The sequence below is a fragment of the Pandoraea sp. XY-2 genome (genome assembly GCF_004193915.1).
Taxonomy (GTDB): domain Bacteria; phylum Pseudomonadota; class Gammaproteobacteria; order Burkholderiales; family Burkholderiaceae; genus Pandoraea; species Pandoraea cepalis.
This window is the reverse complement of record NZ_CP030849.1, coordinates 4,544,546-4,566,878: the sequence shown is the minus strand read 5'-3', so window position 1 is coordinate 4,566,878 and position 22,333 is coordinate 4,544,546. Positions and strand designations below refer to the sequence as shown.

Here is a 22,333-nt window from a genome sequence, read left to right as displayed (position 1 = left end):
TCGTGGCGGACGTGTGATCCGGCGCGGCACGAACGACCGCCACCGGGAGATCCCGGCGAACGGCCCGGGCCGATGCCCGTGGTGTTCGCCGGATGGGGCTTACACCTTGAATCGCGACACGGTCCGGTCGAGGTCTTGCGCACCGTGGTTGAGTCCGGTGGTCGCCTGCGCGATGGTCTCGCAGGCGCCGGCGGATTTCTCCGTCTCTTCCGCCACGTGCTGAATGGCAAGGCTCACTTCGCGAGCGGCAACGAGTTGCTCTTCCGCCGCGCAGGAGATTTCGGAGATCGCCTGCGTGGTACGCGATACGCCGCCGACGATCTTCTCGAACGCCTCACCGGCCTGTCGCGACACGTCGCTGCCTTGCGCCACCCGCTTGGTCGACTCGTTGATCAGCTTGGAGATTTCCTTGGTCGCCTGCGACGAGCGTTCGGCGAGCTTGCGAACTTCGTCGGCCACGACCGAGAAGCCGAGGCCGTGTTCGCCGGCGCGGGCCGCCTCGATGGCCGCGTTGAACGCGAGCAGATTGGTTTGCCCGGCGATCTCGCCGATCACCTTCACGATCTCGCTGATGTCTTCCGACGACTTGTTGATCAGCTCCATGGCTTCGACCGAACGCGCGATCGCACGGGCGCCGGTTTCGGCTTCCTGTTGCGTTGCCTTGGCGAGCTGGTCGGCGCCCTTGGTGTTGTCCGCAATCGAGTTGATCGAGGCCGTCAGCTCCTCGATCGACGCGTTCATTTCCTCTACCGTCGCACCGAGCGCTTGTGCGCCGGTGGCGACGGTATTGGCGCGGTCGGCGATATCGCGCGAGGCGCCCGAGAACTCGCCCGCCGATTTGACCACCTTGCCGATCACCCCGCGCAAGTCGTCCATCATGTGGCGAATGCCGTCGGCCAACTGGTCGATGGGGTCCTCGCCCGCCACGGCGATCTCGCCCGTGAGGTCGCCCGCCGCCGCGCGATTGACCGTGTCGAGCAGCAGCGCCACCTTGCGCTGGTCGTCTTCGGCGCGGCGCTTCACGCTCGCTTCCAGTTCGACCTGCTGGGTGATATCGGTGGCGAACTTCACAACCTTGTAGGGGCGGCCGCTCGCGTCGAGGATCGGGTTGTATGTCGCCTGGATCCAGACTTCCCGCCCGCCGCGTCCGATGCGCTTGTAGCGGCCCGCGTCGAACTCGCCGCGATTGAGCTTCCCCCAGAAATCGCGATAGGTCGGCGACGCGGCGTAATCCGCCTCGCAGAACATGCGGTGGTGTTTGCCGCGAATCTCGTCGAGCGAGTAGCCGAGCGTGGTCAGAAAGTTGTCGTTGGCGGCGATGACCGTGCCGTCGAGGTCGAATTCGATGACGGCCTGGGCGAGGTCCATGGCGCGCACCTTACCTTCGAATTCGGCCTGGCGTGCGCGATCCGCCGTGATGTCCGTGGCGAACTTGATGACCTTGTACGCGGTGCCATGGGCGTCGAACACCGGGGTGTACGACGCGCGGATCCATACCTCGCGGCCGCCTTTGCCGATGCGCTTGTATTCGCCGGCGTCGAACTCGCCGCGGCCCAGCTTGGCCCAGAAGTCGCGGTACGCACCGGACGCCACGTAGTCGGACTCGCAGAAGATACGGTGATGCTGCCCCCGTATCTCGTCGAGTTGGTATCCGACGGTCTGCAGGAAATTCTCGTTGGCGTGCAGGATCTGACCCTGCAAATCGAACTCAATGACGGCCTGCACGCGATTGAGCGCCGCGCTGACGGCCTGTAGTTCCTGTTGTTCCATCTGTAATTCAGGTGTGGCGATTTCCATGACGTTCTCCCTTGATACGCTTGCCCCGGCGCGTGTCGTGCGGCCGCCACGAAAGGGATGCTGCGCTAACGCTGCGTTGGCGTGCAGTCCTCTATAGACGCGATTACGACAGGGAAGCCGGCAACTTGAGATCGGGCCAACCCGCACGTCGTTTGTTGCCGAGAACGGTGAATCCCGTTGAAAGCCGCGCCAAATAAGACGCTCACGATAAAGCAACCGTGTGAGAAGTCGACGCGCATATGTCGTCGATACATTTCAAACGCTCAAATGAAGTGGAATTCTCAGGAGGCTTGCACAGTGGGCGATGCAGGCGAGGCGCGCGATCCGGTGTTGGGCTTCCGGGGGCATGCGGGGCGGAGGATCGGGAAAAAGTCCTCCTCCCGCGTCTGAAACGGGAGGAGGGGTAGACGCAAAGTCGCTCTCTTCGGGGCATTTGAAAGGGCGACATTCAATCTTCATGCAAGCCTCGTGCCAGATGCGCCGGCACTGGAAACCCGCGTCGCTATTGAGGCGTTGGGTGTCGCAGTGGGGCGATGTTACGGTGTCCGGTCTGATCTGTTACGTAACAAAGTGCGACGCGTTCGCCGTTTTGGCAACCTTCGCTTACACGGCTTACAGACGTGTGATGGGATTCCTGCCGGCGCGGCGATATAAAGAAGGCGAGCAGAGTCACGTTCCCCTTCCAGGAGTCAGATCATGAAGTTAGTCGTTGCTGCGCTACTCGCCGTCACGCTTGCCGGGTGCGTTGTCGTCCCGGCCCAACCGTATTACGGCGGGGGCTACGGACATCGGTGCTGTTATCGTTATTGATCGATGACGCGATTTACGAATGACAAAAAAGAAGCCCCGCCGGTTCGACCTTGCGGGGCTTTTTCTATGGCTGCGGCCATTGGTGAGGCGTTCAGCGTCGCTCGTGATCGCGCGGGGCGAGGAAGCTCGCGGGGCGGCGTGGGCGGCGCGACGATGCCGCGAAGTAGGAAGGGTGCCGCAAGTCCTGCGTGTCGTTCGGGGAGCGCCAGTAGGGCGTGCGCGGTGTGCCGAGCAGGTCACCCGGGCGATGGGGCGACAGCGGAGGCACCGACGCGGGCCAGACCATCTGACGCCACCGGGCGCCGGCAGGCACAACGAGCACCAGCATGACGAAAACGAGTGTCACAACGGCATAGACGACAACAGGCGAGAGGTGGGTTTCCATCACAAACTCCGGTCGCAAAGATGTCACGCCACGGGAATGCGGTTCGGCAGGCAGCGCGTGGCGCTTTCACTATAGGCCATGGCGGCGCTCACCGGTCCTGAGCGTCGGTCTCCTTGCCCAGGCCGCTCCAGCTCGTGGCGACGGGGGGCGCGATCCCGAACAGATCGATCACGCGTGCAACCGTGTCGTCGACCATCGCGTCGAGCGATGCGGGGTGATTGTAGAACGCGGGAAGGGGCGGGTAGACGATGCCGCCCATTTCCGTGACCGCCGTCATATTGCGCAGATGCGCGAGGTTGAAGGGCGTTTCGCGCACCATCAGCACGAGGCGGCGCCGCTCCTTGAGCGTGACGTCGGCGGCGCGTGCGATCAGGTTGTCCGACAGCCCGTGGGCAACGCTCGCGAGCGTTTTCATCGAGCAAGGGGCCACGACCATGCCCACTGTAGCGAACGAGCCGCTGGCGAGGTTGGCGCCGACTTCGCGCACGCTGTGGTACGCATCGGCCAATGCTTGCACGTCGGCGCGTTCCAGGCCGAGTTCGTGACGCAACGTCAGCCAGCCCGCACTCGACACCATCAGGTGGGTTTCGACGCCACCCATCGCGCGCAGGCGTTTGAGCAGGCGCACGCCATAGACGGCACCGGTCGCGCCGGTGATGGCAACGACCAGACGCGTGGGCTGCGAGGCTCCCGTCGACACCATCGTCAATCAGTGGGGTATTACGCCAGATCGGCGAGGACCTGCTTGAGTTCGCCGCTCTGGTACATCTCCATCATGATGTCCGAGCCGCCGACGAATTCGCCGTTGATGTAGAGCTGCGGGATAGTCGGCCAGTTGGCGAATTCCTTCACGCCTTGACGGATTTCCTCGTCTTGCAGCACGTCCACCGTGAACAGGTTGTCGACGCCGCACGCCTTCAGGATCTGAATGGCACGGCCCGAGAAGCCGCACATCGGGAATTGTGCGTTGCCCTTCATGAAGAGCACGACAGGATGTTCGGTGACGATTTGCTGAATACGTTGCTGGGTGGTCATGGTGGAAAGCCCGTGGAGATACCGGAAAGTCGGCGTATCCGGCATTTTAGCGGTTTTCCGCCGCGTCCGTCGGTGCGCGCTCAGACGCGGCGACCCCCCGTCGTGCGCTCGATACCCGCGAGATCGCGTTCGGAGGTGACGTCGGCCAAGCCTGCCGCTCGACAAAGCGCGCGTACGTCGGCGGCCTGATGGTAGCCGTGCTCGCAGAGCAGCCAGCTGTTCGGCAGCAGGCGCGACGGCGCACCGGCCACGATCGTGCGCAGGGCGGCGAGACCGTCCGCGTGATCGGTCAGCGCATCGACCGGTTCGAAGCGCAGATCGCCTTGCGAGAGATGCGCGTCGTCCGACACGATGTATGGCGGATTCGAGACGATGATGTCGAATGGCGCGGCATTGCCCGGCAATGCGGCATACCAATCGCTGGCGAGGAAGGTGACGGAGGCGGTCAATCCAAGCTGCCGGGCGTTTTCGCGGGCGACGTCGAGCGCGTCGGCAGAGCGATCGAGCGCCGTGACGTGGGCGTCGGGGCGGCAATGCGCAATGGCCAGCGCAATCGCGCCGCTGCCGGTGCCCAGATCGAGCACGCGCGGCGCCGGCCGGCCTTTCAGACGCGCCAGTGCCAGTTCGACGAGCAGTTCGGTTTCGGGGCGGGGAATCAACACGGACGCGCTGACCGTCAGCGTCAAGCCGAAGAATTCGCGTGTGCCGGTCAGGTACGCGATGGGTTCGCCCGCCACGCGACGTGCATGCAGCGCACGGTAGACAGCGAGCGTTTCGGGCGCCAGCGGCTCGCGGTCGCGGGTGATCAGTTGCGTGCGGGACCAGCCCAGCACGTGCGAGAGCAGAATGCGCGACTCCATCGGCGGCAATCCCGGCTCGCGCAGCAGCGAGGCCACCGTGGCGACGTCGTGCCCGGCGTCGGGCGCACCCTGCGACATCAGGCGGCCTCGCCCAGCGACGCCAACTGCTCGGCCTGATGCTCGGTGACGAGCGCGTTGATCATGTCGTCGAGATCGCCGTCCATGATGTATTCGAGCTTGTAGAGCGTGAGATTGATGCGGTGATCCGTCATCCGCCCCTGCGGGAAGTTGTACGTGCGAATGCGTTCCGAGCGGTCGCCCGATCCGATCAGGCTCTTGCGCGTGGCGGCTTCCTTGGCTTGCTGGGCGCGCAGTTGCGCGTCCTTGATGCGCGCCGCGAGTACCTTGAGCGCCTTGTCCTTGTTGCGGTGCTGCGAGCGGTCGTCCTGGCATTCGACGACGATGCCCGTGGGCAAGTGCGTGATGCGCACCGCCGAGTCCGTCTTGTTGACGTGCTGGCCGCCGGCACCCGACGCGCGGAACGTGTCGATACGGATGTCGGCCGGGTTGATGTCGACGTCGGCGACGTCATCGGCTTCCGGCATCACGGCCACCGTGCAGGCGGACGTGTGAATGCGGCCCTGCGTTTCGGTCGCCGGTACCCGCTGCACGCGATGGCCGCCCGACTCGAACTTGAGGCGGGAGTAGGCGCCCTGGCCGATCAGCCGGACGATGACTTCCTTATAGCCGCCCAGATCGGATTCGCTGGCCGACATGATCTCGACCTGCCAGCGGTGGCGCTCCGCATAGCGCATGTACATGCGCAGCAGGTCGCCGGCGAACAGCGCCGATTCGTCGCCGCCCGTGCCCGCGCGGATTTCGAGGAAGATGTTGCGTTCGTCGTTGGGGTCGCGCGGCAGCAGCATGCGTTGCAGCGAGGCTTCCATGTCGTCCATGCGTGCCCGGGCGCTGGCGGCTTCGTCGTCCGCGAAATCGCGCATCTCGGGGTCCAGCGCCATCTCCTGGGCCGCCGCGACATCGCTCTGGGCCTGACGGTAGTGACGATACTGCTCGACGACGGGCGCCAGCTCGGCATGTTCGCGCGTGAGCTTGCGGTAGTTGTCCAGATCGCGCGTGACGTCGCCCTGGCTCAATAGGCCATCAAGCTCGACCAGACGTTGCGTCAACTGGTCGAGCTTGGCTTGCATGCTCGCTTTCATCTATTTGTCGGCGGATCCCGAGGTGCGGAACAGTTCGGGAATGAGGTGAAGGATTTGCTCGCGCGAATCGCCGCGCGCCGTGTTCAGCGCGTGCGTCGGGCCGTGCAGGAATTTCTTGGTGAGGGACTGGGACAGGGCGTCGAGCACGGCGGCGGGATCGTCGCCGCGCGCGAGCATGCGCTGGGCACGCTCGAGTTCGGCGAGGCGCATGGCCTCGGCCGTGCCATGGATGTCACGGATGACCGGCACGACACTGCGGGCGTCGAGCCATTGCATGAAGTGCTGGACACGCGTTTCGATGATCGCCTCGGCCTGCGCGACCGCTGCCTGACGCAGCGCATTGCCTTCGCGCACGACCGCGCCGAGATCGTCGACGGTGTACAGGAAGATGTCGGTCAGACGACCGACTTCCGGCTCGATGTCGCGCGGCACCGCCAGATCGACCATGAACATCGGCTTGTGCTTGCGGGCCTTGATGGCGCGCTCGACAGCGCCCAGACCGATCAGCGGCAACGTGCTCGCCGTGCACGACACCACGATGTCGAATTCATGCAGGCGCTGCGGCAGCTCGGACAGGCGGATGGCCGTGCCGCCCAGCCGCTCGGCGAGCTTCTCGCCGCGCTCGGCGGTCCGGTTGGCGATGTACAGGGCTTTCGGGTTCTGCGCGGCGAAATGCGTGGCGCACAGGTCGATCATCTCGCCCGCGCCGATGAACAGCACCTTCTGCGTGCTGAGGCTTTCGAAAATGCGCTGGGCGAGTCGCACCGCGGCGGCCGCCATCGAGACCGAATGCGCGCCGATCTCGGTCTGGCCACGCACTTCCTTCGCCACCGCGAACGTGCGCTGGAAAAGCTGGTTGAGATAGGTGCCCAGTGCGCCCGCCTCGGCGGCGGTGCGCACGGCGTCCTTCAACTGGCCGAGGATCTGCGTCTCGCCCAGCACCATCGAGTCCAGCCCGCTCGCCACGCGAAACGCGTGGCGCACGGCGTCGGACTGGGGCAGGGCGTAAAGATGCGGCGCGAGATCGCTGGCCGGAATGTTGTGAAACTCGGACAGCCAGTGCACCGCGCGCTCGCGGGCCGCGGCGTCGTCGGTGACGCAGTAGATTTCCGTGCGGTTGCACGTCGACAGGATGGCGGCCTCGGGGGCGCTCGACCTGCCCGTCCACAGCCCCTTGAGCCCCGCCAGTGCCGGCTCGATCCGCTCGAACGGAAACGCCACCCGTTCGCGCAGCGAGACGGGCGCCGTGTGGTGGTTCAGGCCGAGAGCGAGCAGTTGCATGATATGGGGGATCTAATAACCGCTGATTATAGCGCGTCGACGTGATGCCCGTTTCGAGGGTGCCACGTGCCCGCGCGCCGGGACAGCGATGCGTCATGATCGCGCAGCCGCCCGGTTTTGACAAATACGTGTCGCTTATACCCGGCATATCGTTGGTTTTCGGTCCCGTTGTCGGCCCCCGGGAGGCCCATTGCCGGCGTGCCTTGACCCCGCTTGCGAGCGGCGGTGGCGGGCGGATGTCGCGACACGCTTGCCGAATCGTCCGATTTCGGGGCTATACTGCGTTCGGGTTCCCATCCTTGGAGAGACGTCATGGGCATCATCGGCACTATCGTTGTCGGTCTGGTCGTCGGTCTCATTGCACGCGCCCTGCATCCCGGGAGGGACAGTCTGGGCATCATCATGACCATCATCCTTGGCATTGCCGGCGCGCTGCTCGCCAAATTTGTCGGGCAATTCCTCCATCTCTACACCGAAGGCCAGTCGGCCGGGTGGATCGCGTCGATCGTCGGCGCCATCGTGCTGCTGGTGATCTACGGTGCCGTCAAGCGCAGTCGCGCTGCCTGACGCGGCGCCCCGGAGCCGCTCATGAACATTCTCGTGCTCTTGCTCGTGGGGCTGGTGGCCGGTTGGCTCGCCGGCCTCGTGGTGGGGGCGGCTACGGCATTATTGGCGACATGGTCGTCGGCGTGATCGGCGCGTTCGTCGGCGGCTGGCTGCTGCGACATCTGGGCATCGCCGTCGGATACGGCACGCTCGGGCGCATCATAACGGCGACGATCGGCGCCATCGTGTTGCTCGCCCTGCTGCGTCTGGTGCGACGATAAGCCGCACTTGGCGGGTGTCGTACGCGTTTTCCCGCATTCAGCTATGCTTGACGCCATCGCCTGGCCCAAGTCGTCTTGACGACGCGTGCGGCATCGCCGCCACGTTCGATCCCGCCTTCCGCCGTCCGACGTGACCGCCGCGCCCGACAGGGGTGGCGGCGGTACGCCTCGCAAGTCGCTTCGCCCGATTCCCCCACATCAAAAGAACACATGTCTGCGACACGCCCTTCCATGCGGCCATTCATCGTGGCATCCGTCATGGCGGCGACCTCCATGGTTGCCATCGAGGCCACGATCATTTCGACGGCCATGCCGCAAATCGTTGCCCAGCTTGGGGGGCTGTCCCTATACAGCTGGGTTTTCTCCGCCTTTTTGCTGGCGCAGACGGCCATGACCGTGGTGTTCGGCAAACTGGCCGACCTCTACGGTCGCAAGCCGGTCATGCTCGTGGGTATCGCCGTGTTTCTGGTTGCCTCGCTTGGCGGCGGACTCGCGTGGTCGATGCCGGCGATGATCGTCTTCCGTCTGCTGCAGGGCGTGGGGGCGGCGTGCATCCAGCCGGTCAGCCTGACCATCATCGCCGACTACTACCCGACCAGCGAGCGCGGCAAGGTGCAGGGTTACCTGGCGAGCGTGTGGGCCATCTCGGCCGTGCTCGGTCCGATGCTCGGCGGCATCATCATTCGCGACTTGTCGTGGTCGTGGATCTTCTGGATCAACATCCCCATCGGCCTGTTGGCCGCGGCGGGCTTCGTCGCCTATCTGCACGAGGCCGCGCCGCGCCAGCGCCCGAGCATCGACGCGCTGGGCGCCGTGTTCTTCGCGATTGCCGTGGCGGCGCTGATGATCGCGCTGACCGACGCGAACGCCTTCTCCGACACGCACGTCTGGGCTGGCGTGCTGGTGTGCGTCGTCGCGTCGCTGCTGTTCGTTTGGCAGGAGCGGCGCGCCCCGGACCCGATGATCTCGTTCGCGCTTTGGCGGCGCCGGCCGATTGCGGCGGCGAATGCGGCGACGCTGCTCTCGGGCATGGTGCTCATGGGGCTGACGACCTTCCTGCCGATGTACGCGCAGGGGGTATTGCGTCAGACGCCGGTCGTGGCGGGCATGGCGCTCACGATGATCATGGTCGGCTGGCCGATCGGTTCGACGTTCGCCGCGAAAACCTTCACGCGCTACGGCCTGCGCCGCATTCTCGTGGGCGGCAGCCTGCTGATGCCGGTGGGCGGGATCGTCTTTGCACTGCTCGGGCCGAACAGTTCGCCGTTGCTTGCCGGGTTCGGCTCGTTCCTGATGGGGTTTTCGATGGGCACGGGCAGCGTAAGCGCGCTCGTGCTGATTCAGGAGCTAGTCGATCCGTCGCAGCGCGGCAGCGCCACGGCGTCGAACATCTTCTCGCGGAATCTGGGCAGCACGCTCGGCGCGACGCTTTTCGGCGCCGTGCTCAACTTCGGATTGACGCAATCGAGCGGGCTGGCGCCCGTCACCTCCGATCAGTTGCGGCACGTGCTGGAAGACCGGGGCGTGTCGACGCTGGCCGATCAGGCGATTCGCGCGGTGCTGCAACATTCGCTGCACCTCACGTTCCTGTCGATCCTGGCGATCTCGATCGGTGTCGTGGTGTTGCTGCTGTTGGTGCCGACCAACGCCGTCGACCGTTCGCGCGATACGGCGGGGGACAAGCCCGAGTTCGTGCCCGGCGGGCATTGATCGACGTGGCGGTGCCGCCTCAACGCGCGACAACACGCCGTGCACGCGAGGCAGACGACTGGCCGGCCCTGAGTCGTGCGCCGAACGGCTTGCGCGCCGTCGGCATTCGGGGGCTCGATGGGGGCAACGGCGCGCGTGACGGCAGTTGGCTCACCTTCGCGCTCGACGGGTAGCGGCGTCGCACCAGGTACAGCGGCCGTCCTTTCGCTTCGTAGTAAATCCGGCCAACGTACTCTCCGATCACCCCGATACCGACGAGCTGAATGCCGCCGAGGAACAGCGTGCCGACGAGCAGCGAGGCGTAGCCGGGCACGTCGATGCCATGAATGAGCGTGCGCAGCACGATAAAGCCGCCGTAACCGAGCGAGACGAGCGCGAGCGAGACGCCGAGATACGTCCAGCAGCGCAGCGGCACGGTGCTGAAGCTGGTAATGCCTTCAAGCGCGAAATTCCACAGGCGCCAGCCGGAGAACTTCGACTCGCCCGCGCGGCGCGGCTCGCGCACATACTCCACGATTTCCGTCTGAAATCCGACCCAGGCGAACAACCCCTTCATGAATCGGCGGCGCTCCGGCAACTGCTTGAGCGCGGACACGACGCGTCGATCGATCAGGCGGAAATCGCCAACGTTCTCGGGCAGCTTCACTTCCGAGAGGCGATTGTGAATGCGATAGTAAAGACCCGCCGCGACCCGTTTGGCGACGCGGTCGCTCGCGCGATTCGTGCGCTTGGCGAGCACGACTTCCGCGCCATTGCGCCAGCGCTCGATCATCACGGGGATGAGTGCCGGCGGATCCTGAAGGTCGGCATCGATGGGGATGACGGCATCGCCACGCGCTTCGTCGATGCCCGCGCTCAGCGCCGCTTCCTTGCCGAAGTTGCGGGTGAAGTCGATCACGCGGATGCGCGCGTCGGCGCGGCGAAGGGCGAGCAGGGTGCCAAGCGTGTCGTCGGTGCTGCCATCGTTCACGCAGACGATTTCGAAGCGCACGTCCGCGACGGCATCGAGCACCGGGGCCAGGGCGCGGTAGAACTTGTCGAGCACCGGGGCTTCGTTGTGACAGGGCACGACGAGCGACACAAGCGGCGTACTCCGCGGGAAGGGCGACTGACGACTCTCGGTGGCGCGGGGCATGGCGGTTACCTCGTGGGCACGGGCGCGGTGGCCGACGCGCGGCGATCGGCGCAGGCAGGGTCGACGCAGTGCGGGGGCACAGCGACATGGGACACGGCGGGTACGTCGGACATTTCCGGCACGTGAGCGAGTCGGCGACGGCGGCGCCACAGCATGGCGAGCGTGGCGAGCGTGATGAGCGGCATGAACTGAAATCCAATTGGCAGCACGCCGATCAGACCGAACGCGGGGGTGAGCCACAGCACGACGAGCCATTCGCGCTCCCCGCGCAGCCAGCCGCGCGCGATGCCGTCGCGCACATACCAGGCGATGACGAGCGAGAGCATCGCGAGATCGTAGTCGTAGAGATAGGGGCTAACGAGCGTGGTGGCGCACACGAGCGTGGCGGCTCGCAGCGCGAAGGCCGCCGGACGCCGCCAGACGTCGATCATTGCCGCCACGGCGCCAAGCGCGACGCCAGCATGGACGATGGCGGCCAGCGTGACGGGTGCGCCCAGCATGCGTGCCATCACGAAAAACGTCGGCATGCGGGCAAGTTGCGCCTCGCCGTCGACGAGGCTTTGGCGTGCCAACGCCGTCGCGTGCAAGAACGTCGGATAGACGTCGAGACCGAAGACCGCGCCGGCGAGTAGCGTACTTCCGATGACCGTCACGACGCATGCGGCCAGCGCGCGCCACTCGCGGGCGCAGAGAAAGGCGAGGGGAAAGAGCAGGGCGACGTGCGGTTTGACGAAGAGCAATCCGGCGAGCGCGCCCGCCCATGCGGGACGCTTGCGCAGCAAGAGCAGTGAGAAGCCTGCGAGGGCGGTGGTGTAAAGCGCGATCTGTCCTGCGGCGATCACGAGCAGCACGCCGGGAAAACTCACGGTGGGCAGGCGGGCGTCGCGCCACGGTGCCGTGCGTCGCAGGGCGGCGTAGTACAGGACGAAGCCGATGCAGGCATAAGCCCCGTACGCGTAAGCGAAGGGCAGCAGCGCGACCGGCGCGAGCAGGATCATCATCACGGGCGGGTAAAGCCAGGGCAGGATGCCGCCCAACTTTGCCGTCCACGGCTGGGCGGCCATCTGCGCATGCGTCATCAGATCGACGTTGTAGGCGTCGAGCGGATGCCCGTGGAGCACGAAGTAGGACGCTCCCCAGAATGGCAGGAAGTCGAGGCCGATCGGGCCGAGCTTCGGGGGCACGACGAAAAAATGCTGATAGGCCCAGATGGCGAACACGGCGAGGGTGACGAACAGGCCTGCACCGCTATAGAGGCGGATGCGGGCGCGGTCGTCGGACCAATGCCGGCGCTCGATTGACACCACTTCATCGACGGCCGACGGCTTCGATGCCATGCATGAACCTCCCGGTGGACGCATGAAAACGGCGATGCTCGACTACGGAGACGGCTTGGGTGGGCGTGCGGTGCGGCCGTCTGCGCCAAGCGGGCGATGCACAGGGTTTCGACTATCGATGCATTGCGCGCGACGGAAAACACGACGCCATATTAGACGAGACGGTCTCCGAACGGACCAAAATTTCCAGCGTGTCGTGGCGACGGCGCTGCAGTACCTCGTCCGATTATCACCGGGGTCGACGTCGGGGCAACCGGTTCGCCAGGCGGCGTCCGGAGGGGGGCGGGAAGGTGGCGGGGTGATGCGAACGTTCGAGGCGAGTGCCTTCCGAAAATCGGCATTTTGTTGCGGGGGAAGTTGGTCGCGCAATCCGGGTCTCCACGCGGGTTCCGGCGCACGGCGCGCTTGGCTAGCGTCAGCTGGCCCGTCCGGTAAGGCAACGGCGTCGCCATACTTCGTATTTGCCAACGTGCCCAGGCGTTGAGTTGGGACTATAAAAGGACTATATTCAGTCCTATTCGGGAAACGGAATCATGGAAATGCGCTACTCGACGCAGGTCAAGCCGATCAGCTATTTGAAAGCGAACGCTGCGGAGGTCTTGGCAACGCTGGCGGAACAACGCTCGCCGTTGGTCATTACGCAGAACGGCGAAGCCAAAGCTGTGCTGCAAGACGTGGCGTCGTATGAAGAGACACAAGAGACGCTCGCTTTGCTGAAATTGCTTGCACTCGGCCAACAGGATGTCGCTGCGGGAAAAGTCACGCCGGTTGCCGACGTGGTGGCTCGCCTTCGTAAGAAAAGAAAGTTTGGGGAGTGACGGGTATCGTGGTCAAGTACGAAGTGATGCTGACCGACGGTGCGCAGGGAGACCTTGAAGCGATTCACGACTACATCGCTGAGTACGACTGCCCGCAAAACGCCGATTATGTGCTGGACCAACTGATGGACGTGGTGTCGGGGCTGGAACGGTGGCCCGAGCGGGGAAGCTATCCCAAGGAACTCATCTCGCTTGGCATCAAGGAGTATCGGCAGGTGGCCTTTAAGCCCTATCGAGTCATTTATCGCATCCTCGGCAAGCAGGTCGTTATTTTTCTCATTGCCGACGGGCGACGCGATATGCAAACCGTGCTGGAGAATCGTCTGCTCGCTCGGTGAATCCGTCACATTTCATCCCTCAAAAAGCAAAACACCCCGGCGCGATGGCCGGGGTGTTCATTGTCTTGCTAGTCGATTGCGTCACACGTTGATGCGGAATTGCCGCGTCAACGCTAGGAAAAATGGGGGCTTCGACGCGAGCGGCGCTGTTGTTAGTCAAGATATACCCCCATTCATACCCCCAATTTTCGAGCTTGGCACACCGTACCCCAACATGGGTGGGGCTGCACTCATCAATGAGCATGCTAGCTTGACGCGAGGGGACGCTAAGTGCAACACGTCCCGGTTGCGGGTCAATGGCTGAGGAATGTAGCTCTGGGCAATGACCGAAAAGCCGGGCCAGTAGGGACTCGCCCGACTCGTTCAACGACCACCGATCTTGAGCTTGGCGCGGATCGCGGCCAAATGCCGTAGCGCTTCCTCGCGCGTTGAGCGTTCCATCCCTTCCGGGATGCTCAACCCGAGCACCTTGGCGACGTTCGAGACAAACGGTTTTCTGGCCCCGGCCAGTTGCTCCACGGCCGCAGCGATGGCCTCATCGCTCATCTGACTGCGCAACCAAGCCAGCGTGCGCCTATCGCGGTCGTTGAGCACAAGGATGCAGTCCTCCGGGCTGCTGCCCTCCGAACTGCCCTCGCCGGTCTGCTGACCGGCTGCGGACGGCGACTCGCCTGCTGGCTCGCTCGCCGACGTTTTTGAAAGTATCGAACCCAAGACACACCCTAGGAGGAAGTCGTAGCGAAGAGCCTCATTTTTGCGTATATTTTCAAGCATACGCAAGCAACCACAAAATGAGAACCCCAGATGCAGTTCAAGATCATCCGCCACCGCGACAAGGAAGGCACTTACAGAGAGGGGCACCGTGTCCAGTGCCTGCGCCGGGTTCGCGAAGTAACGCCGGATTTTCCCGAGGGGAAGAACGTGCAGCGCGTGGTAGCCAAGTTCGACCGTGAAGCGCGCGAGCTGCCTGCGGATGTGCTTGCCATCCTCACCCCGGCCGAGGTCGAAGAGTGGAAGGAGTGGCGAGTCAAAGAGGACGAAGAGCAGTTGAAGGCGGCTGCCCAATTCGAGCTGGACACGCTGGCTGAAAGCGCGCGAGTGGCCCGCATCGGCTTGGCTAAGGGCTACGCCATCACTACCACCGAAAACGCCGTGGCCATCCGCAAGGAGGTCAGGGCACTGATGCGCGTGATCAACGAGCTGGGCCTAATGCCCGAGCCAGTGCGTGGCCGCCCGGAGAAGGAAGAAGAGTTCGAGATTCCGCTGCTGCCCAACTTCGCCCCGCGTGGCACGCCAGCGTATGAGTCGTACCAACGACTGCTCGATGAGCACGAGCGGCAGAAAGCACAGAACCAAGGAGGATGACATGCGCTACTGGACATTCGACCCCAACACCTGCCGCTTTGAGCGCGCGAGCAAGCAAGCCGCTTTACACGCGGCCGACGTGGCAGTGGTCAACGACGATACCGACGTGCAGGTCATTCGCGATCATCAGGCGCCCAAGCGCTGGCCCAGCGGTGAGCCGCTGGTGGTAGCTGGCGTCGAGTTCGAGCGCGAGCTGTTCGAGTAGGCATCTATACATGCAGACCACAAGAGCCATTGTCTTTGACGCCTTCGGCACGCTGATCCGCTACACCGTCCGCCTTTCGCCCTACGGGCGTCTGCTGGACGAGAGCAGGCGGCCGATGGATCGGCTCGCCTGCCTGACGCGCAACGTGCCGCTGGCAACCCTCGCCATCGAGGCAGGCGTGGAGGATGAGATGGACTTGATGGCGACCGACTTGGCCGAAGAGTTGCATGGGTTGCGCCTGTTCGCCGAAGTGCCCGACGTGCTGGCCAAGGCGCGGGCCGCAGGCTTGCGTTTGGCCGTCTGCTCGAACCTCGCCCACGAGTACGGCTCTGCCGTGCGCGGCCTTGTGCCTGATCTGGACGCCTACGTGCTGTCCTACGAAGTGGGCGTGGCCAAGCCACACCTAACGATGTACCGGCTCGCCTGCGCCGAGTTGGGCTGCGCCCCGTCCGAAGCGGTTTTCGTGGGCGACAGCAAGCGGTGCGATTTCGACGGGCCGCAGGCCTACGGGATGCAGGCGCGCTGGCTGGATCGCAGAGGAGGACAGTCGCTGCTCGACGCCCTCAAGGGGGTCATTTGATCCTTTTCCTCGACTACGACGGCGTGCTGCATCCCTCGCAGGTGGTGATGGGTGAGCACGGCCCGGCGCTGGTCGGGGACGGCGAGTTGTTCATGTGGGCGGACAACTTGGCCCCGTTGCTGGCAGCGCATCCACACGTCCAGCTGGTGCTCTCCACGAGTTGGGCACGGCATCTGCCTTTCGCGCAGGTGCGCGACTTCCTGCCGATGGCGCTGCGCCGTCGCGTGTTGGGATCAACCTGGCACCGCATCCAGACCGATCCCGCTTTTTCGCATGGTCTACCATATTCGTACTGGCAGGGCGCAACCCGCTACCAACAGGTACGCCGCTGGGTCACGTTGCACCGCCTGCGGCGCTGGGTGGCCATCGACGACGACGCCAAAGGCTGGGACGAACCCGCCCGCTTGGTGCAGACCAACCCGGACACCGGCCTGTCTGACCCTGCGATGATCGCTCGCCTATCTGCCCTACTGAAAGGGGCACCATGACTCCTGATGCCCCTGCATCGCGCCTTGCGAGCACAGGTGGGTGCGCCCCAGACATGCCAGGGATTCCGCGTCGGCGTGAGCCCCTAATCTTGGTCATTGACCTTGAGGCGACGTGCTGTGATCAGGGCACCATCGCGCCCGAGCAGATGGAGGTAATCGAGCTGGGGGCAGTCTGGGCCACCCCACAAGGCGAAGTCATCGACACCTTGCAGCGCTTTGTCCGTCCGACCGAGCGCCCGACACTCACGCCCTTCTGCATCGCCCTGACCCACATCCAGCAAGCCCAGATTGACACCGCACCGAACTGGTCCACGATTGCCGCCGAGCTGGCCGAGTTCGCCCGCCTGCACGCCGGGCAGTGCTGGGGTAGCTGGGGCAAGTACGACGCTCGCCAGATCGAGCGCGAGAGTGTTCGGCATGGCCTCGCTGACCCACTAGCAGGACTTCCCCACGTAAACCTCAAGGCAACCTTCGCCAAGGCCCGCAAGATCAAGCAGACAGGCATGGCCACGGCCCTGCAGATCGCCGGGATTGAGCTGGAAGGCGACCACCACCGCGCCCTCTCGGACGCCCTCAATATCGCAAAGCTGCTTCCGGCTTGCCCGCTTCGCCTGTCGTGACGCCACTATGGCGTCACAAGGCGCGGCGGTTCCGCGCCATAGGAGAAGCAGTGATGAAAACCCAGATCGACAACCTTGTGCGCGGCATCCGGCATGACCTCGCGCAGCCATCCCCAGCCGTGCCCGAGCTGGCTACCTTCTTTCGGACCATCGGCGCAGACGGCCTTTCCAAGGCCGTAGCGCAGCGGGCCATCCTTAGCCGCTGGGCTGAGGATACGACCCTCCCCCGGATGTGCGCGATTACGCGCAACAGCAGCTCGACGCCCTCCCGGCATTCTGAGAGCCCGGCGCTCCTAATCGTCCAGATAACGGTGGTTTGTTGGACGGTCGCCGCATGGGGCGCTTTTTGTCATTTTCAGAAGACGACTGCACCAGTTGATTGGGCGTAATGGCTGTTGTGCAGCCAGCTCCTGACAGTTCAATATCAGAAGTGATCTGCACCAATCTCGACTATGCTCAATACTCGTGTGCACCAAAGCGAGGTGAGCATGGCGACGGACACCCCACGGATTCCAGAACAAGGCGTGGCCACTCTGCCTGATGAGGCTTGGGAGCGTGCGCGCCGTCGTGCGGAGATCATCAGTCCGTTGGCGCAGTCGGAGACGGTCGGGCACGAAGCGGCCGATATGGCGGCTCAGGCGCTGGGCTTGTCTCGGCGCCAGGTATACGTTCTGATCCGGCGTGCCCGGCAAGGCAGCGGCCTCGTGACGGATCTGGTGCCCGGCCAGTCCGGTGGAGGTAAAGGTAAGGGGCGCTTGCCGGAACCGGTCGAGCGCGTCATCCACGAGCTACTGCAAAAGCGGTTCCTGACCAAGCAGAAGCGCAGCCTAGCGGCCTTTCACCGCGAAGTCACTCAGGTGTGCAAGGCTCAAAAACTGCGAGTGCCGGCGCGCAATACCGTGGCCTTACGGATCGCTAGCCTTGACCCGCGCAAGGTCATCCGCCGGCGGGAAGGCCAGGATGCCGCTCGTGACCTACAAGGTGTGGGCGGCGAGCCTCCTGCCGTGACCGCGCCGCTGGAGCAGGTGCAGATAGACCATACGGTCATCGACCTGATCGTGGTCGATGACCGCGACCGGCAACCTATTGGCCGCCCGTACCTGACCCTCGCCATCGACGTGTTCACCCGCTGCGTGCTCGGCATGGTCGTCACGCTGGAAGCGCCGTCTGCCGTTTCGGTTGGCCTGTGCCTCGTGCATGTCGCCTGCGACAAGCGCCCTTGGCTGGAAGGACTGAACGTGGAAATGGATTGGCAGATGAGCGGCAAGCCCTTGCTGCTCTACCTAGACAACGCGGCCGAGTTCAAGAGCGAGGCCCTGCGCCGGGGTTGCGAGCAGCATGGCATCCGGCTGGACTATCGCCCGCTGGGACAGCCGCACTATGGCGGCATCGTGGAACGGATCATCGGCACGGCGATGCAGATGATTCACGACGAACTGCCGGGAACGACCTTCTCCAACCCTGACCAGCGCGGCGACTACGATTCCGAAAACAAGGCCGCCCTGACGCTGCGCGAGCTAGAGCGCTGGCTCACATTGGCGGTCGGCACCTACCACGGTTCGGTGCACAACGGCCTGCTCCAACCGCCGGCCGCGCGCTGGGCCGAGGCCGTGGCGCGTGTCGGCGTACCGGCCGTCGTCACACGCGCTACTTCGTTCCTGGTCGATTTTCTGCCGATCCTCCGGCGCACGCTGACCCGCACCGGCTTTGTCATCGACCACATCCACTACTACGCCGATGCGCTCAAGCCGTGGATTGCGCGGCGTGAACGCTGGCCGTCCTTTCTGATCCGGCGCGATCCGCGCGACATCAGCCGTATCTGGGTCCTGGAACCGGAGGGACAGCATTACCTGGAAATTCCCTACCGTACCTTGTCGCATCCGGCTGTCACCCTCTGGGAACAACGGCAGGCGCTGGCGAAACTGCGGCAGCAAGGGCGCGAACAGGTGGATGAGTCGGCGCTGTTCCGCATGATCGGCCAGATGCGTGAGATTGTGACCAGCGCGCAGAAGGCCACACGCAAGGCGCGGCGTGACGCGGATCGCCGCCAGCACCTCAAGACATCAGCTCGGCCGGACAAGCCCGTTCCGCCGGATACGGATATTGCCGACCCGCAGGCAGACAACTTGCCACCCGCCAAACCGTTCGACCAGATTGAGGAGTGGTAGCCGTGGACGAATATCCCATCATCGACCTGTCCCACCTGCTGCCGGCGGCCCAGGGCTTGGCCCGTCTTCCGGCGGACGAGCGCATCCAGCGCCTTCGCGCCGACCGCTGGATCGGCTATCCGCGCGCAGTCGAGGCGCTGAACCGGCTGGAAGCCCTTTATGCGTGGCCAAACAAGCAACGCATGCCCAACCTGCTGCTGGTTGGCCCGACCAACAATGGCAAGTCGATGATCGTCGAGAAGTTCCGCCGCACCCACCCGGCCAGCTCCGACGCCGACCAGGAGCACATCCCGGTGTTGGTCGTGCAGATGCCGTCCGAGCCGTCCGTGATCCGCTTCTACGTCGCGCTGCTCGCCGCGATGGGCGCGCCGCTGCGCCCACGCCCACGGTTGCCGGAAATGGAGCAACTGGCTCTGGCACTGCTGCGCAAGGTCGGCGTGCGCATGCTGGTGATCGACGAGCTGCACAACGTGCTGGCCGGCAACAGCGTCAACCGCCGGGAATTCCTCAACCTGCTGCGCTTCCTCGGCAACGAACTGCGCATCCCGTTGGTTGGGGTAGGCACGCGCGACGCCTACCTAGCCATCCGCTCCGATGACCAGTTGGAAAATCGCTTCGAGCCGATGATGCTGCCGGTATGGGAGGCCAACGACGATTGCTGCTCACTGCTGGCCAGCTTCGCCGCTTCGCTCCCGCTGCGCCGGCCTTCCCCAATTGCCACGCTGGACATGGCTCGCTACCTGCTCACACGCAGCGAGGGCACCATAGGGGAACTGGCGCACTTGCTGATGGCGGCGGCCATCGTCGCCGTGGAGAGCGGCGAGGAAGCGATCAACCATCGCACACTCAGCATGGCATATCGACAACCTCTCGCGCAACCAAGACATCGCGGTCGGACTGCAAGTGATCTTGAAGCCACGGGCCCGTCCCACCCCGACATGGACCTCGATGCCCGAACGGACGTTAGATTTCGAGTTCTAGGCGTTCTGCGATGAAGGTTGGATCCCAGCCGGGATTGAAAGTGTCGACGTGGGTGAATCCGAGCCGCTCGTATAGGCCACGCAGGTTCGGGTGGCAGTCGAGCCGCAGCTTGGCGCACCCCTGCGTTCGCGCGGCATGGCGGCAAGCCTCGATCAGCGCGGAGCTGACACCCCGGCCCGCATGTGTCCGTCGCACCGCGAGCTTGTGCAGATATGCGGCCTCCCCCTTGAGGGCGTCGGGCCAGAACTCGGGATCCTCGGCCGACAAGGTGCAACAGCCGACGATGCCGTCGCTGCAACTCGCGACTAGGAGCTCGGATCTCAGGACGAAGGTCTCCGCGAATGTCCGGTCGATCCGCGCGACGTCCCAGGCGGGCGTTCCCTTGGCGGACATCCACGCCGCAGCGTCGTGCATCAGCCGCACAACCTCGTCGATATCACCCGAGCAGGCGACCCGAACGTTCGGAGGCTCCTCGCTGTCCATTCGCTCCCCTGGCGCGGTATGAACCGCCGCCTCATAGTGCAGTTTGATCCTGACGAGCCCAGCATGTCTGCGCCCACCTTCGCGGAACCTGACCAGGGTCCGCTAGCGGGCGGCCGGAAGGTGAATGCTAGGCATGATCTAACCCTCGGTCTCTGGCGTCGCGACTGCGAAATTTCGCGAGGGTTTCCGAGAAGGTGATTGCGCTTCGCAGATCTCCAGGCGCGTGGGTGCGGACGTAGTCAGCGCCATTGCCGATCGCGTGAAGTTCCGCCGCAAGGCTCGCTGGACCCAGATCCTTTACAGGAAGGCCAACGGTGGCGCCCAAGAAGGATTTCCGCGACACCGAGACCAATAGCGGAAGCCCCAACGCCGACTTCAGCTTTTGAAGGTTCGACAGCACGTGCAGCGATGTTTCCGGTGCGGGGCTCAAGAAAAATCCCATCCCCGGATCGAGGATGAGCCGGTCGGCAGCGACCCCGCTCCGTCGCAAGGCGGAAACCCGCGCCTCGAAGAACCGCACAATCTCGTCGAGCGCGTCTTCGGGTCGAAGGTGACCGGTGCGGGTGGCGATGCCATCCCGCTGCGCTGAGTGCATAACCACCAGCCTGCAGTCCGCCTCAGCAATATCGGGATAGAGCGCAGGGTCAGGAAATCCTTGGATATCGTTCAGGTAGCCCACGCCGCGCTTGAGCGCATAGCGCTGGGTTTCCGGTTGGAAGCTGTCGATTGAAACACGGTGCATCTGATCGGACAGGGCGTCTAAGAGCGGCGCAATACGTCTGATCTCATCGGCCGGCGATACAGGCCTCGCGTCCGGATGGCTGGCGGCCGGTCCGACATCCACGACGTCTGATCCGACTCGCAGCATTTCGATCGCCGCGGTGACAGCGCCGGCGGGGTCTAGCCGCCGGCTCTCATCGAAGAAGGAGTCCTCGGTGAGATTCAGAATGCCGAACACCGTCACCCTGCTGCGTAACATCGTTGCTGCTCCATAACATCAAACATCGACCCACGGCGTAACGCGCTTGCTGCTTGGATGCCCGAGGCATAGACTGTACAAAAAAACAGTCATAACAAGCCATGAAAACCGCCACTGCGCCGTTACCACCGCTGCGTTCGGTCAAGGTTCTGGACCAGTTGCGTGAGCGCATACGCTACTTGCATTACAGCTTACCAACCGAACAGGCTTATGTCCACTGGGTTCGTGCCTTCATCCGTTTCCACGGTGTGCGTCACCCGGCAACCTTGGGCAGCAGCGAAGTCGAGGCATTTCTGTCCTGGCTGGCGAACGAGCGCAAGGTTTCGGTCTCCACGCATCGTCAGGCATTGGCGGCCTTGCTGTTCTTCTACGGCAAGGTGCTGTGCACGGATCTGCCCTGGCAGGGCATCAACGAAGACCAGAACCTGGGCATCGCCATCACCCGCCGTGCGCTGGAAGCCCCGCTGCGCGCCATCGTGGCCAACGCCGGTGAAGAACCGAGCGTGATCGTGGCCAACGTCAAGGCCGGCGAAGGCAGCTACGGCTACAACGCCGCCACCGGCGAGTTCGGCGACATGATCGCCATGGGCATCCTGGACCCGACCAAGGTGACCCGCTCGGCCCTGCAGCACGCCGCTTCCGTCGCCGGCCTTGCGATCACGACCGAAGTGGTCGTGGCCGAAGTGCCGAAGAAGGAAGAGCCGGCCATGCCGGGTGCTGGCGGTATGGGCGGCATGGGCGGCATGGATTTCTGATCCGGTTGGCCCGGTCGTCAGGGAACCGGACCGCGCCAGCGCGGTCCGATCCCGGCAACGACCCGACATCAAGGCCCCAAGGACGGGGCCGGAGCCCGGCAGCGATGCCGGGCTTTTTGTTGTGCCCGCGCCGCGGCAATGTCTGACGCGAAGATCAGAACGCACCGATACGAACGTGCGAACACAGGCGCAACACTGAGCAGCCGTCCCCGCACC

Annotated in this window: 24 protein-coding genes and 3 pseudogenes; 15 read left to right on the top strand and 12 right to left on the bottom strand. The window is 64.3% G+C overall.

All coding sequences use genetic code 11. The features are described from left to right. Window positions 1-99: 99 nt before the first annotated feature. The 7 genes from DRB87_RS20640 to hemA all read right to left on the bottom strand — a co-directional run bounded on the left by DRB87_RS20640 (window position 100) and on the right by hemA (window position 7,328). Entirely contained in the window at window positions 100-1,797 is a 1,698-nt protein-coding gene (locus tag DRB87_RS20640) for a methyl-accepting chemotaxis protein (protein ID WP_130027996.1), read from the bottom strand. 901 nt (window positions 1,798-2,698) lie between these two features. After that, window positions 2,699-2,992, bottom strand: coding sequence for a hypothetical protein (locus DRB87_RS20635; RefSeq protein WP_130027316.1), 294 nt, complete (start codon window positions 2,990-2,992; stop codon window positions 2,699-2,701). Window positions 2,993-3,080: 88 nt separating this feature from the next. Beyond that, window positions 3,081-3,695 carry a UbiX family flavin prenyltransferase gene (locus tag DRB87_RS20630; RefSeq protein ID WP_165385379.1) on the bottom strand — a complete coding sequence of 205 codons (615 nt, stop codon included), beginning with the start codon at window positions 3,693-3,695 and terminating at the stop codon, window positions 3,081-3,083. 17 nt (window positions 3,696-3,712) lie between these two features. Beyond that, on the bottom strand, window positions 3,713-4,027 hold the full coding sequence (gene grxD, locus DRB87_RS20625; RefSeq protein WP_130027315.1) for a Grx4 family monothiol glutaredoxin: 315 nt from the start codon (window positions 4,025-4,027) through the stop codon (window positions 3,713-3,715). Window positions 4,028-4,107: 80 nt separating this feature from the next. Then, complete coding sequence (prmC, locus tag DRB87_RS20620; RefSeq protein WP_130027313.1) at window positions 4,108-4,965, bottom strand: peptide chain release factor N(5)-glutamine methyltransferase; 858 nt, start codon at window positions 4,963-4,965, stop codon at window positions 4,108-4,110. Beyond that, window positions 4,965-6,047, bottom strand: a complete 1,083-nt coding sequence (prfA, locus tag DRB87_RS20615) for a peptide chain release factor 1 (RefSeq protein ID WP_130027312.1) — start codon at window positions 6,045-6,047, stop codon at window positions 4,965-4,967. Before prfA ends, prmC begins: the two co-directional genes overlap by 1 nt. Continuing rightward, window positions 6,048-7,328, bottom strand: coding sequence for a glutamyl-tRNA reductase (hemA, locus tag DRB87_RS20610; protein WP_130027310.1), 1,281 nt, complete (start codon window positions 7,326-7,328; stop codon window positions 6,048-6,050). A gap of 312 nt (window positions 7,329-7,640) precedes the next feature. Between hemA and DRB87_RS20605 the strand changes: the two genes are divergently transcribed. From DRB87_RS20605 to DRB87_RS20595, 3 genes and pseudogenes are all read left to right on the top strand, one after another. Next, a complete protein-coding gene (locus DRB87_RS20605) occupies window positions 7,641-7,895 on the top strand; it encodes a GlsB/YeaQ/YmgE family stress response membrane protein (RefSeq protein WP_130027308.1) in 255 nt (84 codons plus the stop codon). A 21-nt stretch (window positions 7,896-7,916) separates the two neighbouring features. Then, a pseudogene (locus tag DRB87_RS20600) lies at window positions 7,917-8,155 on the top strand (GlsB/YeaQ/YmgE family stress response membrane protein). A gap of 210 nt (window positions 8,156-8,365) precedes the next feature. After that, on the top strand, window positions 8,366-9,865 hold the full coding sequence (locus DRB87_RS20595) for an MDR family MFS transporter (protein ID WP_130027306.1): 1,500 nt from the start codon (window positions 8,366-8,368) through the stop codon (window positions 9,863-9,865). A 19-nt stretch (window positions 9,866-9,884) separates the two neighbouring features. Here DRB87_RS20595 and DRB87_RS20590 read toward each other — a convergent pair whose 3' ends face one another. After that, window positions 9,885-11,000: a glycosyltransferase family 2 protein gene (locus tag DRB87_RS20590; RefSeq protein ID WP_130027304.1), complete on the bottom strand. Its 1,116-nt coding sequence runs from the start codon at window positions 10,998-11,000 to the stop codon at window positions 9,885-9,887. A 5-nt stretch (window positions 11,001-11,005) separates the two neighbouring features. Further along, a complete protein-coding gene (locus DRB87_RS20585) occupies window positions 11,006-12,337 on the bottom strand; it encodes a glycosyltransferase family 87 protein (protein ID WP_130027303.1) in 1,332 nt (443 codons plus the stop codon). A gap of 539 nt (window positions 12,338-12,876) precedes the next feature. Here DRB87_RS20585 and DRB87_RS20580 point away from each other — a divergent pair. Both DRB87_RS20580 and DRB87_RS20575 read left to right on the top strand, forming a co-directional pair. Next, window positions 12,877-13,155: a type II toxin-antitoxin system Phd/YefM family antitoxin gene (locus DRB87_RS20580; RefSeq protein ID WP_130027994.1), complete on the top strand. Its 279-nt coding sequence runs from the start codon at window positions 12,877-12,879 to the stop codon at window positions 13,153-13,155. 26 nt (window positions 13,156-13,181) lie between these two features. After that, complete coding sequence (locus DRB87_RS20575) at window positions 13,182-13,493, top strand: type II toxin-antitoxin system RelE/ParE family toxin (protein WP_130027993.1); 312 nt, start codon at window positions 13,182-13,184, stop codon at window positions 13,491-13,493. Between the two features lie 363 nt (window positions 13,494-13,856). On the opposite strand, the gene DRB87_RS20570 is transcribed toward DRB87_RS20575, so the two are convergent. Further along, entirely contained in the window at window positions 13,857-14,267 is a 411-nt protein-coding gene (locus tag DRB87_RS20570) for a hypothetical protein (protein WP_130027301.1), read from the bottom strand. A gap of 30 nt (window positions 14,268-14,297) precedes the next feature. Here DRB87_RS20570 and DRB87_RS20565 point away from each other — a divergent pair, with 30 nt between their 5' ends. From DRB87_RS20565 to DRB87_RS20530, 8 genes are all read left to right on the top strand, one after another. After that, a complete protein-coding gene (locus tag DRB87_RS20565) occupies window positions 14,298-14,858 on the top strand; it encodes a hypothetical protein (protein ID WP_130027299.1) in 561 nt (186 codons plus the stop codon). Window position 14,859: 1 nt separating this feature from the next. Continuing rightward, complete coding sequence (locus DRB87_RS20560) at window positions 14,860-15,063, top strand: hypothetical protein (protein ID WP_130027297.1); 204 nt, start codon at window positions 14,860-14,862, stop codon at window positions 15,061-15,063. A 10-nt stretch (window positions 15,064-15,073) separates the two neighbouring features. After that, on the top strand, window positions 15,074-15,643 hold the full coding sequence (locus DRB87_RS20555; RefSeq protein ID WP_130027295.1) for an HAD family hydrolase: 570 nt from the start codon (window positions 15,074-15,076) through the stop codon (window positions 15,641-15,643). Next, window positions 15,640-16,131 (top strand): HAD domain-containing protein, encoded by a 492-nt coding sequence (locus DRB87_RS20550; protein WP_130027294.1) that lies wholly within the window; start codon window positions 15,640-15,642, stop codon window positions 16,129-16,131. Before DRB87_RS20555 ends, DRB87_RS20550 begins: the two co-directional genes overlap by 4 nt. 53 nt (window positions 16,132-16,184) lie before the next feature. Further along, window positions 16,185-16,751 (top strand): 3'-5' exonuclease, encoded by a 567-nt coding sequence (locus tag DRB87_RS20545; protein WP_130027292.1) that lies wholly within the window; start codon window positions 16,185-16,187, stop codon window positions 16,749-16,751. A 53-nt stretch (window positions 16,752-16,804) separates the two neighbouring features. Further along, window positions 16,805-17,140 carry a hypothetical protein gene (locus DRB87_RS24365; protein WP_370363117.1) on the top strand — a complete coding sequence of 112 codons (336 nt, stop codon included), beginning with the start codon at window positions 16,805-16,807 and terminating at the stop codon, window positions 17,138-17,140. Window positions 17,141-17,239: 99 nt separating this feature from the next. Then, complete coding sequence (locus DRB87_RS20535) at window positions 17,240-18,919, top strand: Mu transposase C-terminal domain-containing protein (protein WP_000179844.1); 1,680 nt, start codon at window positions 17,240-17,242, stop codon at window positions 18,917-18,919. Window positions 18,920-18,921: 2 nt separating this feature from the next. Continuing rightward, complete coding sequence (locus tag DRB87_RS20530; RefSeq protein WP_003107582.1) at window positions 18,922-19,914, top strand: TniB family NTP-binding protein; 993 nt, start codon at window positions 18,922-18,924, stop codon at window positions 19,912-19,914. Here the strand turns inward: DRB87_RS20530 and DRB87_RS20525 are convergent. Together DRB87_RS20525 and sul1 are read right to left on the bottom strand one after the other, a co-directional pair. After that, complete coding sequence (locus DRB87_RS20525; protein ID WP_000376623.1) at window positions 19,883-20,383, bottom strand: GNAT family N-acetyltransferase; 501 nt, start codon at window positions 20,381-20,383, stop codon at window positions 19,883-19,885. The two genes, DRB87_RS20530 and DRB87_RS20525, sit on opposite strands and share 32 nt — an antisense overlap. 127 nt (window positions 20,384-20,510) lie before the next feature. Continuing rightward, window positions 20,511-21,362 (bottom strand): sulfonamide-resistant dihydropteroate synthase Sul1, encoded by an 852-nt coding sequence (gene sul1 / locus DRB87_RS20515; protein ID WP_000946487.1) that lies wholly within the window; start codon window positions 21,360-21,362, stop codon window positions 20,511-20,513. A gap of 101 nt (window positions 21,363-21,463) precedes the next feature. Between sul1 and intI1 the strand changes: the two are divergent. Beyond that, window positions 21,464-21,763, top strand: a pseudogene (intI1, locus tag DRB87_RS23840) (class 1 integron integrase IntI1); the annotation flags it as partial. 3 nt (window positions 21,764-21,766) lie between these two features. Beyond that, window positions 21,767-22,117 (top strand): annotated as a pseudogene (locus DRB87_RS23140) (TCP-1/cpn60 chaperonin family protein); the annotation flags it as partial. Window positions 22,118-22,333: the final 216 nt, after the last annotated feature.

Bases quoted from the DNA above. Each gene is read 5' to 3' on its own strand.
- DRB87_RS20640 (WP_130027996.1), bottom strand. From the start codon at position 1,797: ATGGAAATCGCCACACCTGAATTACAGATGGAACAACAGGAACTACAG.
- DRB87_RS20635 (WP_130027316.1), bottom strand. From the start codon at position 2,992: ATGGAAACCCACCTCTCGCCTGTTGTCGTCTATGCCGTTGTGACACTC.
- DRB87_RS20630 (WP_165385379.1), bottom strand. From the start codon at position 3,695: ATGGTGTCGACGGGAGCCTCGCAGCCCACGCGTCTGGTCGTTGCCATC.
- grxD (WP_130027315.1), bottom strand. From the start codon at position 4,027: ATGACCACCCAGCAACGTATTCAGCAAATCGTCACCGAACATCCTGTC.
- prmC (WP_130027313.1), bottom strand. From the start codon at position 4,965: ATGTCGCAGGGTGCGCCCGACGCCGGGCACGACGTCGCCACGGTGGCC.
- prfA (WP_130027312.1), bottom strand. From the start codon at position 6,047: ATGAAAGCGAGCATGCAAGCCAAGCTCGACCAGTTGACGCAACGTCTG.
- hemA (WP_130027310.1), bottom strand. From the start codon at position 7,328: ATGCAACTGCTCGCTCTCGGCCTGAACCACCACACGGCGCCCGTCTCG.
- DRB87_RS20605 (WP_130027308.1), top strand. From the start codon at position 7,641: ATGGGCATCATCGGCACTATCGTTGTCGGTCTGGTCGTCGGTCTCATT.
- DRB87_RS20595 (WP_130027306.1), top strand. From the start codon at position 8,366: ATGTCTGCGACACGCCCTTCCATGCGGCCATTCATCGTGGCATCCGTC.
- DRB87_RS20590 (WP_130027304.1), bottom strand. From the start codon at position 11,000: ATGCCCCGCGCCACCGAGAGTCGTCAGTCGCCCTTCCCGCGGAGTACG.
- DRB87_RS20585 (WP_130027303.1), bottom strand. From the start codon at position 12,337: ATGGCATCGAAGCCGTCGGCCGTCGATGAAGTGGTGTCAATCGAGCGC.
- DRB87_RS20580 (WP_130027994.1), top strand. From the start codon at position 12,877: ATGCGCTACTCGACGCAGGTCAAGCCGATCAGCTATTTGAAAGCGAAC.
- DRB87_RS20575 (WP_130027993.1), top strand. From the start codon at position 13,182: ATGCTGACCGACGGTGCGCAGGGAGACCTTGAAGCGATTCACGACTAC.
- DRB87_RS20570 (WP_130027301.1), bottom strand. From the start codon at position 14,267: ATGCTTGAAAATATACGCAAAAATGAGGCTCTTCGCTACGACTTCCTC.
- DRB87_RS20565 (WP_130027299.1), top strand. From the start codon at position 14,298: ATGCAGTTCAAGATCATCCGCCACCGCGACAAGGAAGGCACTTACAGA.
- DRB87_RS20560 (WP_130027297.1), top strand. From the start codon at position 14,860: ATGCGCTACTGGACATTCGACCCCAACACCTGCCGCTTTGAGCGCGCG.
- DRB87_RS20555 (WP_130027295.1), top strand. From the start codon at position 15,074: ATGCAGACCACAAGAGCCATTGTCTTTGACGCCTTCGGCACGCTGATC.
- DRB87_RS20545 (WP_130027292.1), top strand. From the start codon at position 16,185: ATGCCAGGGATTCCGCGTCGGCGTGAGCCCCTAATCTTGGTCATTGAC.
- DRB87_RS24365 (WP_370363117.1), top strand. From the start codon at position 16,805: ATGAAAACCCAGATCGACAACCTTGTGCGCGGCATCCGGCATGACCTC.
- DRB87_RS20535 (WP_000179844.1), top strand. From the start codon at position 17,240: ATGGCGACGGACACCCCACGGATTCCAGAACAAGGCGTGGCCACTCTG.
- DRB87_RS20525 (WP_000376623.1), bottom strand. From the start codon at position 20,383: ATGGACAGCGAGGAGCCTCCGAACGTTCGGGTCGCCTGCTCGGGTGAT.
- sul1 (WP_000946487.1), bottom strand. From the start codon at position 21,362: ATGTTACGCAGCAGGGTGACGGTGTTCGGCATTCTGAATCTCACCGAG.